Source organism: Microbacterium sp. NPDC060117, assembly GCF_042729315.1.
Classification (GTDB): domain Bacteria; phylum Actinomycetota; class Actinomycetes; order Actinomycetales; family Microbacteriaceae; genus Microbacterium.
Genome location: NZ_JBHWXR010000004.1, coordinates 655,674 through 669,262 on the forward strand (window position 1 = coordinate 655,674; position 13,589 = coordinate 669,262).

14 protein-coding genes are annotated in these 13,589 nt (G+C 68.7%); 11 read left to right on the forward strand and 3 right to left on the reverse strand.

The window, feature by feature from the left end:
• Positions 1-90 precede the first annotated feature (90 nt).
• Genes ACFWCK_RS18700 through ACFWCK_RS18715 form a run of 4 tightly spaced genes read left to right on the forward strand, consistent with a single transcriptional unit; the run spans position 91 to position 4,202 of the window.
• Complete coding sequence (locus tag ACFWCK_RS18700; RefSeq protein WP_233312008.1) at positions 91-1,017, forward strand: ABC transporter permease; 927 nt, start codon at positions 91-93, stop codon at positions 1,015-1,017.
• The gene (locus tag ACFWCK_RS18705; RefSeq protein ID WP_233312006.1) at positions 1,010-1,951 is read left to right on the forward strand and encodes an ABC transporter permease; all 942 of its coding nucleotides are present in this window, start codon (positions 1,010-1,012) and stop codon (positions 1,949-1,951) included. The genes ACFWCK_RS18700 and ACFWCK_RS18705 overlap by 8 nt, the downstream gene beginning before the upstream one ends.
• Positions 1,948-3,621: an ABC transporter ATP-binding protein gene (locus tag ACFWCK_RS18710; protein WP_233312005.1), complete on the forward strand. Its 1,674-nt coding sequence runs from the start codon at positions 1,948-1,950 to the stop codon at positions 3,619-3,621. The genes ACFWCK_RS18705 and ACFWCK_RS18710 overlap by 4 nt, the downstream gene beginning before the upstream one ends.
• Before the next feature lie 5 nt (positions 3,622-3,626).
• The gene (locus ACFWCK_RS18715; protein WP_233312003.1) at positions 3,627-4,202 is read left to right on the forward strand and encodes a PH domain-containing protein; all 576 of its coding nucleotides are present in this window, start codon (positions 3,627-3,629) and stop codon (positions 4,200-4,202) included.
• A 201-nt stretch (positions 4,203-4,403) separates the two neighbouring features.
• Here ACFWCK_RS18715 and ACFWCK_RS18720 read toward each other — a convergent pair whose 3' ends face one another.
• Both ACFWCK_RS18720 and ACFWCK_RS18725 read right to left on the reverse strand, forming a co-directional pair.
• Positions 4,404-5,105 carry a hypothetical protein gene (locus ACFWCK_RS18720; RefSeq protein WP_378807288.1) on the reverse strand — a complete coding sequence of 234 codons (702 nt, stop codon included), beginning with the start codon at positions 5,103-5,105 and terminating at the stop codon, positions 4,404-4,406.
• Between the two features lie 503 nt (positions 5,106-5,608).
• On the reverse strand, positions 5,609-6,406 hold the full coding sequence (locus tag ACFWCK_RS18725; RefSeq protein ID WP_378807289.1) for a CPBP family intramembrane glutamic endopeptidase: 798 nt from the start codon (positions 6,404-6,406) through the stop codon (positions 5,609-5,611).
• Positions 6,407-6,523: 117 nt separating this feature from the next.
• Between ACFWCK_RS18725 and typA the strand changes: the two genes are divergently transcribed.
• A complete protein-coding gene (typA, locus tag ACFWCK_RS18730; RefSeq protein ID WP_233312000.1) occupies positions 6,524-8,434 on the forward strand; it encodes a translational GTPase TypA in 1,911 nt (636 codons plus the stop codon).
• A 145-nt stretch (positions 8,435-8,579) separates the two neighbouring features.
• Here typA and ACFWCK_RS18735 read toward each other — a convergent pair whose 3' ends face one another.
• On the reverse strand, positions 8,580-9,128 hold the full coding sequence (locus ACFWCK_RS18735; RefSeq protein ID WP_378807290.1) for a helix-turn-helix domain-containing protein: 549 nt from the start codon (positions 9,126-9,128) through the stop codon (positions 8,580-8,582).
• Positions 9,129-9,193: 65 nt separating this feature from the next.
• Here ACFWCK_RS18735 and ACFWCK_RS18740 point away from each other — a divergent pair, with 65 nt between their 5' ends.
• The 6 genes from ACFWCK_RS18740 (at position 9,194) to ACFWCK_RS18765 (ending at position 13,581) form a co-directional block, all read left to right on the forward strand.
• On the forward strand, positions 9,194-9,946 hold the full coding sequence (locus ACFWCK_RS18740; protein WP_233311998.1) for an AzlC family ABC transporter permease: 753 nt from the start codon (positions 9,194-9,196) through the stop codon (positions 9,944-9,946).
• Positions 9,943-10,257 (forward strand): AzlD domain-containing protein, encoded by a 315-nt coding sequence (locus ACFWCK_RS18745; protein WP_378807291.1) that lies wholly within the window; start codon positions 9,943-9,945, stop codon positions 10,255-10,257. The genes ACFWCK_RS18740 and ACFWCK_RS18745 overlap by 4 nt, the downstream gene beginning before the upstream one ends.
• Before the next feature lie 9 nt (positions 10,258-10,266).
• Positions 10,267-10,695, forward strand: a complete 429-nt coding sequence (locus ACFWCK_RS18750; RefSeq protein ID WP_233311990.1) for a histidinol dehydrogenase — start codon at positions 10,267-10,269, stop codon at positions 10,693-10,695.
• A 9-nt stretch (positions 10,696-10,704) separates the two neighbouring features.
• Positions 10,705-11,025, forward strand: a complete 321-nt coding sequence (fdxA, locus tag ACFWCK_RS18755; RefSeq protein WP_045272231.1) for a ferredoxin — start codon at positions 10,705-10,707, stop codon at positions 11,023-11,025.
• A 4-nt stretch (positions 11,026-11,029) separates the two neighbouring features.
• Positions 11,030-12,142, forward strand: coding sequence for a succinyldiaminopimelate transaminase (gene dapC, locus ACFWCK_RS18760; protein WP_233311989.1), 1,113 nt, complete (start codon positions 11,030-11,032; stop codon positions 12,140-12,142).
• Positions 12,143-12,285: 143 nt separating this feature from the next.
• The gene (locus tag ACFWCK_RS18765; RefSeq protein ID WP_233311988.1) at positions 12,286-13,581 is read left to right on the forward strand and encodes a citrate synthase; all 1,296 of its coding nucleotides are present in this window, start codon (positions 12,286-12,288) and stop codon (positions 13,579-13,581) included.
• The last annotated feature ends 8 nt before the right edge of the window (positions 13,582-13,589 follow it).

Below are 13,589 nucleotides of genomic sequence, written 5' to 3' on the forward strand. Positions count from 1 at the left end.
AACACGTGACACGATGCTCTCAGCGAGGCGTCGCACCGGCACGGATCGTGCGGGTTCCCGAGGCGCCTCCTCATCTGAAAGGAGGGGCGCATGGTCGGGTACATCCTCAAACGCCTCTTGCAGGTGATCCCCGTGTTCCTCGGGGCCACCCTGCTCATCTATTTCCTGGTGTTCTCCATGCCGGGCGATCCGATCGCCGCACTCTTCGGCGACAAGCAGCCGAGCAAGCAGCTGCTCGCCGCGCTGACGGCCCAGTATCACCTTGATCAGCCGTTCATCGTGCAGTACTGGTACTACCTTGTCGGCATCTTCCAGGGCAACATGGGCACCACGTTCTCCGGTCGGTCCGTCAACGACGTCCTGGCGGCGACGCTGCCGGTCACGGGGCGTCTGGCGGTCATGGCGATCGGACTCGAGTTCACGCTCGCGATCATCATCGGCACCTTCTCGGCGCTGCGCAAGGGCAAGATCTTCGACAACTCGATGCTGGTCGTCTCGCTGATCTTCATCTCGCTGCCGATCTTCGTCATCGCGTTCCTCTCCCAGTACTTCCTCGCCGTCAAGCTGCAGTGGTTCAGTCCCACGGTCGGGGCGGAGAATGACTGGGGCGACCTGTGGCTGCCGGCCATCGTGCTCGGTGTCAGCCTGTACGCCACCAGCATGCGACTCATGCGCGGTTCGGTCATCGACACCCTCAACCAGGACTGGGTGCGCACCGCCTACAGCAAGGGTCTGCCGCGACGACGCGTCATCCCCGTGCACGTGCTGCGCAACTCCCTGATCCCGGTGATCACCAACTCCGCGACGAACTTCGGTGTGCTCCTCGTCGGCGCGACCGTCACCGAGGGCATCTTCAACGTCCCCGGCGTCGGCAACACGCTGTTCCACGCGATTCTGCAGCACGAGGGGCCGACGATCGTGTCCTTCGTGACCGTGTTCGTGATCATCTACGTGCTGGTCAACCTGCTCGTGGACCTGCTGTACGGCCTGCTCGACCCGAGGATCCGCTATGTCTGACACCAGTGCGACGCACTACGTCGCTCCCATTCCCGAGGGCACGATCGCGGTCGACGCGATCAAGATCGCGGAGAAGCCGTCCAACCTCTGGCGGGACGCCTGGGCGGACATGCGCCGTCGGCCGATGTTCTGGATCTCGCTCGTCATCGTGTTCATCGTGCTCGTCATGGCCGTCGCCCCGACGCTGTTCACGCAGACCCCGCCGAACAGCAACTGTCAGCTGTCCAACTCCAACGGGGGACCGACCGCTGGGCACCCGCTCGGCTTCACGTTCCAGGGCTGCGACATCTACGCCCGTACCGTGTGGGGCGCTCGCACCTCCCTCTCGGTCGGCCTGCTCGCGACCCTGATCGGATCCTCGATCGGTCTCATCATGGGGGCCCTGGCCGGCTTCTACGGCGGCTGGCTTGACGGCCTGCTGTCGCGCGTCGGCGACATCTTCTTCTCGATCCCCTACATCCTCGCTGCCGTCGTTGTGATGAGCGTGTTCGCGCAGTACCGCAACGTGTTCACGTTGGCGGTGGCGATCGGAGGGTTCGCGTGGGCATCCACGGCACGCGTCGTGCGAGCGGAGGTGCTGCGTGTGCGTCAGGCCGACTTCGTGATGGCCTCGCGTGCGCTCGGCAAGTCGCGGTTCGGCACCCTCATGTCGCACGTCATCCCCAACGCGATCGCACCGCTGCTCGTCGTCACCACTCTGAGCCTCGCCGCCGCCATCGTCGCCGAGGCGACGCTGTCGTTCCTCGGCGTCGGACTCGGCAGCGGCACCATGAGCTGGGGCAACGACATCAGCCAGGCGCAGCAGTCGCTGCGCGTCGCGCCGATGGCCCTCATCTACCCGTCGATCGCGCTGACCGTCACGGTGCTCGCGTTCATCATGCTGGGCGAGCTCGTGCGAGACGCCCTCGACCCGAGAGCGAGGGCTCGCCGATGAGCGCGAACGCTGACACACCGCTGCTGCGGATCCGCGACCTGCGCGTCGCGTTCGACACCCAGAAGAGCTCGCGCGAGGTGCTGCACGGCGTCAACCTCGACCTGTACGCCGGCGAGACGCTGGCCATCGTGGGCGAGTCCGGATCCGGCAAGTCGACGACCGCATCCGCGATCGTCAACCTGCTGCCCGGAACCGGTCATGTGACCGCGGGCAGCATCACGCTGGACGGCCAGGAGCTGACCGGGCTCACCGAGGGGCAGATGGAGAAGATCCGCGGCCGCGAGATCGGCTACGTGCCCCAGGATCCGATGTCCAACCTCAACCCCGTGTGGTCGATCGGCTTCCAGGTCAAGGAGGCGATCCGTGCGAACGGTCTCGCCACCGGGCGCAAGGAGATCGAGGCGCGGGCCGTCGAGGTGCTGCAGCAGGCGGGTCTCGCGGACGCCGCCAAGCGTCTGCACCAGTACCCGCACCAGTTCTCGGGTGGCATGCGCCAGCGCGCGCTGATCGGCATCGGCCTCGCGGCCGACCCGAAGCTGCTCATCGCTGACGAGCCCACCTCGGCGCTGGACGTCACAGTGCAGCGCGTGATCCTGGATCACCTGGCGTCGCTGACGAAGGAGAAGGGGACGGCGGTCCTGCTGATCACGCACGACCTCGGTCTCGCAGCCGAGCGCGCCGAGAAGATCATCGTCATGCAGAACGGCGAGATCGTCGAGGCAGGACCCAGCCGGGAGATCCTGGAGAACCCGCTGCACCCGTACACGAAGAAGCTGGTGGCCGCGGCTCCCAGCATCGCGTCGCAGCGCATCCAGGCCGTCCACGAGCGGCAGGGCATCGAGACCAGCGAGGACATCGCCGGCATCGCGCCGACGGTCTCCGTGCGCGATCTGACCAAGGACTACCGGATCCGTCAGGGCCAGTTCCGCAGCGTGCCGTTCCGCGCGGTGGACGCGGTCTCGTTCGACATCCCCAAGGGCAAGACGCTGGCGCTCGTCGGCGAGTCGGGCTCGGGGAAGTCGACGGTCGCGAAGATGGTGCTGAAGCTGGAGGACGTGACGAGCGGCTCGATCGCGATCGACGGCGTCGACATCTCCAGCCTCTCCGGCCGTGAGACGCTCGCACTGCGCCGACGCATGCAGCCCGTGTTCCAGGATCCGTATGGATCCATGGATCCGCTGCGGAACATCGGCAACACCATCTCGGAGCCCATGGACATCCACGGGGTGGGCGACAAGGCGTCGCGCCGGGAGCGGGTGCTCGAGCTGCTGGATCAGGTCTCGCTGCCGCGGGAGCTGGCGACCAGGTATCCGAACGAGCTGTCCGGCGGTCAGCGTCAGCGCGTCGCGATCGCGCGTGCGCTGGCGCTCAAGCCCGACATCGTCGTCCTCGACGAGGCGGTCTCCGCGCTCGACGTGCTGGTGCAGGATCAGATCCTGAAGCTGCTCGCCGAGCTGCAGAGCGAGCTCGACCTCACGTACCTGTTCATCACGCACGACCTCGCGGTCGTGCGCGTCGCGGCCGACCTGGTCTGCGTGATGGAGAAGGGCAAGCTGGTCGAGCAGGGCACGGTGGACGAGATCTTCGCCAACCCCCAGCAGGAATACACGGAGCGGCTGCTCCAGGCCATCCCCGGCGTCTCGATCGCCCTGGGCGGTCGCAGCGCGTGAGTTCGATGGACCAGATGCCCGTGGGCGCGCGGACGTACCGCGCGTCCACGGGCATCGCCGTGCTCGTGCTGTGCGCGGTGCTCGCCGTCTTCCTGCTCGGCGACGCGGTGGTGCGCGGCAGCTGGGCCCAGATGCTGCTGTACGCGCCGTGGGTGCTGCTGGTGCTGTGGCTCGTCTACGTGATCAGCGTGGTGTCGATGGTGCGGGTGGACGAGGACGGCGCGACCGTGCAGAACTTCCTGCGCCGCACGACGTTCGGCTGGCGCCGGGTCGCCGAGCTCGACCTGCGCTGGCAGCTGGACTTCGCTCTCGACGACGGTCGGAAGCTGGCGTGCTGGGGCGGCCCCGGCCGCATCCAGTCGCCGCGGCTGAGCAGGCGCTCGGGCGAGGTCAAGGTGCCGCAGAGCCTGCAGACGCTCACGGAGGTGCGCACCCGCTGGGAGAACGCCGTCGAGCGCCCGCGGGGAGCCGCGGGAGTGGGCGTGGACGCGCCGATCCGGCGCAGCTGGGACTGGCCGGCGATCGGCGCTCTCGTCGTGATCGCGGTCGGAGCCGTGATCGCGGTCGCGGTCACCCGCTGACCGCCGAGGTGCGTCGGCCTCGAGCCCGGCCGGTGTCTCCGGATCCGTGCTCCCGCTCCCCGAGACTGCATCTTTGTCGCGAGACAGCAGCACAATCTTGCAATCTCGAGACGCAGTTGCAGTCTCGTGTATCCAGGCAGGCGCAGTTCTGCGGGCGCGGATCCGGGCGCGATGCGGCTGCCGTCCCCGCATCCGCATGCATCAGCGCAGAGCCTGGCCCAGAGAGGCGAGCATCACGTGGTCGGGCTGACCGACGCGCGGCACCCGTGCCGTCTGCAGCATGGTCGTCAGCAAGACGGGCTGCTTGATCTCAGGCCAGCCCCACCGCAGATGCGCGCTCGCTTGGCGGCGCAGGCGGGCCTCACGGCGCTTCTCCGCGCGGATCGCATCGAGAGGATCACCGAAGGCACCCGAATACTTCATGTCGCCATCGGATTCGCCGATCAGATCGAGGCTTCGCCAGAAGAAGTCGGCGTGATCCTCCCGTCCTTCGGATCGGAAGACGACCTGCAACTCCGGTAGCTCGAAGCCTCCGAACTCCATGATCGCGAGACTGATTGATTCCAGCACGCTCTCGGGAATCCCCGTCGTACGCTCGAAGACCCACCGGGCCCGTCGACGGTTTCGCGATGAGGTCCTCGCCTCGTTGATCGCCTGCAGCTGCGCAATCGTGAGGCTCGGATCCCGGCGTAGGAGGGCATCGGCATAGGCAAGTCCGATGCCGGGTGTTGTGCCACGCACGACATCGACGATCGTGTCCGCACTCGAAGTGAGCAAGATCCCCTCGACGGTCTCGACCTCGCGTGCGTCCTGCGATGTGACCGTCTTGACGGTTCCGACGATGCGGGCGGTGCCGCGCGGATCCAGGACATGCACCGGGTCATTGCTTCGGGCGAGGCTCACACCGCGCAATGCCGCGGCGGAAGGACCGCAGATGACGAGTGCGGGGTGCTGAACGCTGACCGCGTGCACCTTCGCCAGATAGCGCTCCCACGGGGCGAGCTCGCGCCATGCCGCGGTGTTCGCGTAGATGCCAGGAAGCACGCGCGTCAGCCGACCTCGTCGAACGGCCGCGAAGAGACGCGGCCTGTTCGTCACGAGGGCCGAACGCACCAGTGCGATCGGTGCGGGCGCGAGTGCGGTGTGTTCGAGGGCGGGCATGGCGCCATGCTGTCCTTCGTAGGGGCTACCCGACTGCCGGTTCGCGAAAGCTGCCGAGAACCGGTGCACGTGCCCAATTGTGCGGACCCACTGGATACGGGCGCGCCGCGCGCCGCCCTGAGATCCGCGAGACTGCATCTTTGTCTCGAGCCAGCAGCGCTGTTCTGCAGTCTCGAGACGCAGATTCGGTCTCGCGGATCTGGATCCGAGATTCGGCGCGCGGCCCGGACGGGCGGGGCGGAGAGTCAGTGCGCGGGCAGGCCGAACAGCGTCGGCCACATCGCCGCCGCCCAGGGGTACCCGACGAAGACCGCGGCATCGATGACGAAGTGCGCGACGAGGAACGGCAGCAGCCGGCCGGTGCGCAGGAACAGGAAGCCGAACAGCAGCCCCATCCCGAGGTTGCCGAGGAACGCGCCGGGTCCCTGGTACAGGTGGTAGCTCGCGCGCAGGACCGACGTGGCGACGAGGATCGTCCACGGCCCCCAGCCGAGCTGGCGCAGCCGCGCGAAGAGATAGCCGAGCACCACGAACTCCTCCTGCACGGCGGCGCGCGCCGCGGACAGGAGCAGCACGGGGATCGTCCACCAGTACGCGCTCTGGGCCCCCGGATCCACTGCGACGAACCAGCCGTTCAGCCGCCCCACGACGTAGAGCGCAAGCCCGGGGATCCCGATCGCGAGCACGAGCAGAAGGCCGCCTCCCGTGTCCCGGCCGATGCGGGCGCCGTCCAGGCCCAGCGCTCCGAGGCGAGGGCGCGCCGGACCCCAGAGCAGGAAGCACACCAGCAGCGCCGGCACCACGGAGAAGCCGATCCCGAGCAGTTGATAGACCAGGTCGAACAGCTCGCGGCTGGACTGCGAGGGGTTCAGGGTCGCGGTCTGATCCGCCAGCGGCGTCGACAGCGACAGGCGGTCCAGCAGCTGCACGATCGCGTACACCGCGGACTGACCGAGCCCGAGACCGAGCACGATCGCGATCTCCCACCCGATCCGCGCTCGCGACGGTGCGTCCGGCCGGGGAGGGGGCAGCGCGATCCTCATGGGTCGAGCGTACGGCGAGCCGGTATGCATGAGCCCCGCAGAGGACGTCCAGGAGCGGTGTTGTATCCTGAAGAGTCCGGATTCCCGGGCGAAACCCCATCTGCTTAGGACACCTTCATGGCGCACGCCCTCCGCTCCGATCTCCGCAACGTCGCCATCGTCGCGCACGTCGACCACGGCAAGACCACGCTCGTGGACGCGATGCTCCGCCAGACCGGATCCTTCGGCGAGCACGCGCACGTCGAAGAGCGCGCGATGGACTCGAACGACCTGGAGCGTGAGAAGGGCATCACGATCCTCGCCAAGAACACGGCGATCACCTACAACGGCATCCACACCGACACCCCGATCACGATCAACGTGATCGACACCCCCGGCCACGCCGACTTCGGCGGCGAGGTCGAGCGCGGCCTGTCCATGGTCGACGGCGTGGTGCTGCTGGTCGACGCCTCCGAGGGCCCGCTGCCGCAGACCCGTTTCGTGCTGCGCAAGGCGCTCGAGGCCAAGCTCCCGGTGATCCTGCTGGTGAACAAGACCGACCGCCCCGACGCGCGCATCGCCGAGGTCGAGGAGGAGGCCCACGACCTGCTGCTGGGCCTCGCGTCCGACCTCGTCGACGACGTGCCCGACCTCGACGTCGACGCCCTGCTCGACGTGCCCGTCGTGTACGCCTCCGGTCGTGCCGGCGCCGCGTCCCGCACCCGCCCCGACAACGGATCGCTGCCGGATAACGAGGATCTCGAGCCGCTGTTCGAGGCCATCCTCGAGCACGTGCCCGCCCCGGCGTACGACGACGAGGCGCCGCTGCAGGCGTGGGTCACCAACCTCGACTCCTCGCCGTTCCTCGGGCGCCTCGCGCTCCTGCGCGTCTTCAACGGCACCCTGAAGAAGGGCCAGACCGTCGCCTGGGTGCGCGGCGACGGCTCGAGCAGCAACGCCCGCATCACCGAGCTGCTCAAGACCCGCGCCCTCGAGCGCTACCCCGCGGAGGAGGCCGGCCCCGGCGACATCGTCGCGATCGCCGGCATCGCCGACATCACGATCGGCGAGACGATCGCGGATCCCGAGGACGTGCGTCCGCTGCCGGCCATCACGGTCGACGACCCCGCGATCTCGATGACGATCGGCACCAACACCTCGCCGCTCATGGGCAAGGTCAAGGGGCACAAGCTCACGGCGCGCATGGTGAAGGACCGCCTCGACCGCGAGCTCATCGGCAACGTCTCGCTCAAGGTCGAGGACATCGGCCGGCCGGACGCCTGGGAGGTGCAGGGCCGCGGCGAGCTCGCTCTCGCGATCCTCGTCGAGAACATGCGTCGCGAGGGCTTCGAGCTCACCGTCGGCAAGCCGCAGGTGGTCACGAAGAAGATCGACGGCAAGACTTACGAGCCGTTCGAGCACCTCACGATCGACACGCCGGAGGAGCACCTCGGCGCGATCACCCAGCTCCTCGCGAACCGCAAGGGCCGCATGGACAACATGACCAACCACGGCACCGGCTGGGTGCGCATGGAGTTCATCGTTCCGTCGCGCGGCCTCATCGGCTTCCGCAGCGAGTTCCTCACCACGACCCGCGGCACCGGCATCGCCAACGCGATCTCGCACGGCTACGAGCCGTGGGCCGGCCAGATCACGACCCGTCAGAACGGCTCGATCGTCGCCGACCGCTCGGGCGTCGTCACGCCGTTCGCGATGATCGCCCTGCAGGAGCGCATGTCGTTCTTCGTGCAGCCCACCGAAGAGGTCTACGAGGGCATGGTCATCGGCGAGAACTCGCGCGCCGACGACATGGACGTGAACATCACCAAGGAGAAGAAGCTCACCAACATGCGCTCCTCCACGGCCGACAACTTCGAGTCGATGACGCCGCCGCGCCTGCTGACCCTCGAGGAGAGCCTCGAGTTCGCCCGCGATGACGAATGCGTCGAGGTCACGCCCGAGAAGGTGCGCATCCGCAAGGTGATCCTGGACGCGACCGTCCGCGGCCGCGAGGCCTCGCGCCAGAAGCGCCAGGACGTCAACGCGTAAGTCGTCGCCGGACGGCACATCGAGACCCCCACGTGCTGTCGAGACCCCCACGGATCCACGGATCTGCGTGGGGGTTTCGACTCTGCGTGGGGGTCTCGGCGGTGAGGGGCGGGCCGGCAGGCGGGCCGTTCCGCGTGCAGGCCCCTCAGCGCAGCTCGGAGATGAGCACCGCGGAGGTGCCGGGTTCGAGCGCCTCGAACACATGCGAAGCATCGCCGGGGTAGGAGAGGTAGTCGCCGGGCCGCAGCTCCTCGGCAGCCTCGGCAGGGCCGATCAGAGCGCGACCGCTGATCAGGACGACGTGCTCGGTGGTGCCGACGTGGTGCGGCGTCGAGCGGCGGGGCTCGCCGGGCTCGGCCTGGATGATGTAGAGGTCTCGACGCGCGCCTGGGGGGCAGGCCGCGATGAGCGTGGCCAGGTACGGCGCCGCGGCGGACGGCACCCCGGCGTGGTCGCCGGCCCGGATCAGGGTCGGCGCGTTGGTGCGCTCCTCCACGAAGGCCGCGAAGGGCACGCCCAGTGCGTCGGCGATCGCCCACAGGGTCTCGACACTGGGTCCTGAGGATCCGCTCTCCAGCTGCGACACGGTGGCCTTGGAGACGCCGGCGCGGCGGGCGAGCTCGGAGACGGAGATCCCCACGGCCTCGCGTTCGCGACGCAGGGACCGGGAGATGCGCTCACGGAGATCATCCATCCGGCCAGTATTCCAAACGTTCGTTCATCTTGACAAACGATTTGCGGATGTTCAGAATGATCGTCATGCGTTCAGAGGAGCGAACGATCGACCGTGGCCCGGAGGATGCCGCCGCCGAGGTGCGCGTCGCGCGCCGGGAGGCGATCGGGGTCGCCCTCGCGACCAGCGCCTACGGGATCTCGTTCGGCGCGCTCGCGGTCGCGAGCGGCTTCGACGTGTGGCAGACCTGTGTGCTGAGCCTGCTGATGTTCACCGGCGGATCCCAGTTCGCCTTCGTCGGCGTGATCGGGGCGGGTGGGCTCGCGGCGGCACCCGCGGCGATCGCCTCCGCCCTGCTTCTGGGCGTGCGCAATGTCGCGTACGGCATGCGCATGTCGCCGGTGATCGGACGCGGAACGGCCCGGCGTGCGCTCGCGGCCCCGTTCACGATCGACGAATCCACCGCCGTCTCGCTCGCACAGCGGTCGCCGCGGGCGCGCACGGTCGGCTTCTGGATCACCGGGGTGGGGATCTACGTCGGCTGGAATCTGGCGACCCTGCTCGGCGCGCTGCTCGGGGACGTGCTGGGGGATCCGAAGACCTACGGGCTGGACGCGGCGGCGGCTGCGGCGTTCCTCGCGCTGCTGTGGCCGCGTCTGCGCACACGGCAGGCCATCGCCGTCGGCATCGCGGCTGCCGCGGTCGCGACGGCGCTCACGCCCGTGCTGATCCCGGGGCTGCCGGTGCTCGTGGCGGCGTTCGTGGCGATCGTCGTCGGCTGGTTCAACTGGTTCGGGTCGAAGGCGGCTGTCCGCGCGGCCGCGGAGGAGACGTCATGACCCTGTGGAACGCCGTGCTGCTGGCCGCCATCGGCTGCCTCGCCCTCAAAGGAGCGGGCTATCTGGTGCCGGCTTCCGTCCTGGAGGCGCCCCGGCCCGCCCGGATCACCGACCTGCTCACGGTCGCGCTGCTCGCCGCGCTCGTCTCGGTGCAGGCGCTCGCGGCGGGCCCGCACATCGTCGTGGACGCCCGCGTGCCCGCGGTGCTCGTCGCGGCAGGGCTGCTGGCGCTGCGGCAGTCCTTCCTCGTCGTGGTGATCGCCGCCGCCGTCGTCGCTGCTCTCCTGCGGCTCCTCGGCTGGGCCGCGTAAGCTCGAGCCGTGCGTGGATCATGGCTCAGCAGAGCACTGTCGTGGGTGGCCCTGTTCGCGGTGGGCGCCGTCTTCGGCCTCGCGACGACCGTGACGCATTCGACCTCCGTGTGGGGGCTGCCGTGGGTCGGGCTGGTGCTCGGCGCCGTCGCCTGCGGCGGCATGCTCCTCGCCGTGCGGCTGCTGCTGCACGACCGCTGGGGTGCGCTGGTGACGGGACTCGGCGTGCTCGTCGGCATGGTCGTGATCTCGGGTCGCGGCCCTGGCGGGTCGGTGATCGTGCCGAACGATCTGCTCGGCGTGACCTGGACCTGGACCATCGCCGGCATCGTGCTGCTGATCGTCGCATGGCCGGACTTCTCGCGCATCCGTCGTCTGCAGCAGGAGCAGGCCGCGCGCAGCCGGCTGGCGGGAGAAGCGTCCGTCGACGGGTCGTAGACTGAGTCCGTGACATATGTGATCGCCCTTCCCTGCGTCGACGTGAAGGATCGTGCCTGCGTCGACGAGTGCCCCGTGGACTGCATCTATGAGGGTGAGCGATCGTTGTACATCCACCCGGACGAGTGCGTCGACTGCGGCGCCTGCGAGCCGGTGTGCCCCGTCGAGGCGATCTACTACGAGGACGACCTCCCGGAGGAATGGGCCGACTACTACAAGGCGAACGTCGAGTTCTTCGACGAGATCGGATCCCCGGGCGGGGCCGCCAAGGTCGGCGTGATCCATCACGACCATCCGGTCATCGCCGTCCTCCCGCCGCAGGGCGAGTAGCCCCGTGAGCGTTCGCGATCTCGCCGACTACCCCTGGGACGCGGTCGCCCCGTTCCGCGAGCGCGCGGCTGCGCACCCGGGCGGAATCGTCGACCTCGCGATCGGATCCCCCGTGGACCCGACCCCCGACATCATCCGCCATGCCCTCGCCGAGGCCACCGACGCGCATTCGTATCCGCAGACCGTCGGGACCCCTGCGGTGCGCGAGGCCATTGTGGACTGGTACGCACGGCGCCGCGGCGTGCCGGACCTGCGCGTGGACAACGTGATGCCCACGATCGGCTCCAAGGAGCTGGTCGCACTGCTGCCGACCCTGCTCGGGCTCGGTGCGGGCGACATCGTGGTGCAGCCCCGTGTCGCCTATCCGACCTACGCGGTCGGAGCGCAGGTGGCCGGTGCGACCGTCGTGAGCGAGGACGATCCCGCGCGCTGGCCCGAGGGAGCCAAGCTCATCTGGATCAACACTCCGGGCAACCCGGACGGACGCACCTGGGCCGTCGACGAGCTCGCCGCCGCCGTGCGTCGCGCGCGCGAGCTGGGCGCGATCCTCGCGAGCGACGAGTGCTACGCCGAGCTCGGCTGGGACGGGCCGTGGGCGAGCGAGCCCGTGCCCTCGGTGCTGGATCCGCGGGTCACCGGCGGCACCAGGGCGGGCCTGCTCAGTGTCTACTCGCTCAGCAAGCAGTCCAATCTCGCCGGCTACCGCGCCGCCTTCGTCGCCGGGTGCGCCCGTGTGGTGGGGGAGATCCTCACCGCCCGCAAGCACCTCGGCCTCATGCCGCCCGCTCCGGTGCAGCACGCCATGGCCGTGGCGCTGCGCGACGACGAGCACGTGGCGGTGCAGAAGGAGCGCTACCGGCAGCGCCGTGACGTGCTGCGACCGGCGCTCCTCGACGCGGGATTCCGGATCGACGGTTCCGAGGCGGGGCTGTACCTGTGGGTCACACAGGGCCGCGACGCCTGGGAATCCATGGGGGTGCTCGCCGATCTCGGGATCCTGGCGGGCCCTGGACCCTTCTACGGCGAGCACTCTCCGCAGCACGTGCGGCTCTCGCTGACCGCGCCGCTCGAGCGGATCGAGGCGGCCGCGGCGCGCCTGCGCGGTATGGCTTCGTAGCTTTCCACAGGGCCTCGGGCTTCACTCTTGGCCGTTTTCACAGTAGGTCTGCGCGCGGACTAGGCTGTATGAGCGACGCGATCGCGGGCCCACCGGCGCCGATCGCGCATCCCCCACACGAGACAGACGCATAGGAGGTCTGCGTGAGCGCAGCGGGCGAGCGGCCTACGAAGGCGACGCTGACAGTAGGCGACAAGACCGCGGAGTTCCCGATCCTGCAGGGCACCGACGGGCACGCCAGCATCGACTTCTCCACCCTGACCAGGCAGACCGGCCACACAGGCCTCGACTACGGCTTCGTGAACACGGCCTCCACCAAGTCGGAGATCACGTTCATCGACGGCGACAAGGGGATCCTGCGCTACCGCGGATACCCGATCGAGCAGATCGCGAACACGTGCTCCTATCTCGAGGTCGCGTGGCTGCTCATCTACGGCGAGCTGCCCACCGCCTCCGAGCTCGCGGAGTTCGACGAGAAGATCCGCCGGCACACGCTGCTGCACGAGGATCTCAAGCACTTCTTCTCGGCCCTGCCGCACACCGCGCACCCGATGTCGGTGCTCTCCAGCGCGGTCGCCGCGCTCTCGACCTACTACGAGGGCGAGACCGACGTGCACAATCCCGAGCACGTCGAGCTGAACATGGTGCGCATGCTCGCCAAGCTCCCGGTGATCGCGGCGTACGCGCACAAGAAGAGTGTCGGGCAGGCGTTCCTCTACCCGGACAACTCGCTGAGCTTCGTCGACAACTTCCTCAAGCTCAACTTCGGCGTGCACAGCGAGCCGTACGAGATCAACCCGGTCATGTCACGGGCGCTCGAACTGCTGCTGATCCTGCACGAGGACCACGAGCAGAACGCCTCCACGTCGACCGTGCGCCTGGTGGGATCCACCGGGGCGAACCAGTTCGCCTCGATCTCGGCCGGCATCCAGGCCCTCTCGGGCCCGCTCCACGGCGGTGCGAACGAGGCGGTTCTGACGATGCTCGGCCAGATCCGGGACTCGGGCCAGAGCGTGCAGCGGTTCGTCGAGCGCGTGAAGAACAAGGAAGACGGCGTGAAGCTCATGGGCTTCGGGCACCGCGTGTACAAGAACTACGACCCGCGCGCCAAGCTGGTCAAGGCCGCGGCGGACGAGGTGCTGGCCGAGCTCGGCGTGACGGATCCGCTCCTCGACCTCGCGAGGGAGCTGGAAGAGGTGGCTCTCGCGGACGACTACTTCCAGGAGCGTCGCCTGTACCCGAACGTCGACTTCTACACCGGCGTGATCTACAAGGCGATGGGCTTCCCGACGCGCATGTTCACCGTGCTGTTCGCGATCGGCCGCCTGCCGGGCTGGCTGGCGCAGTGGCGCGAGCTGAACCTCGACCCGCAGACCAAGATCGGCCGCCCGCAGCAGCTGTACACGGGCTCGCCGGAGCGCGAGTTCCGCCGCGGCTGAGACATCGA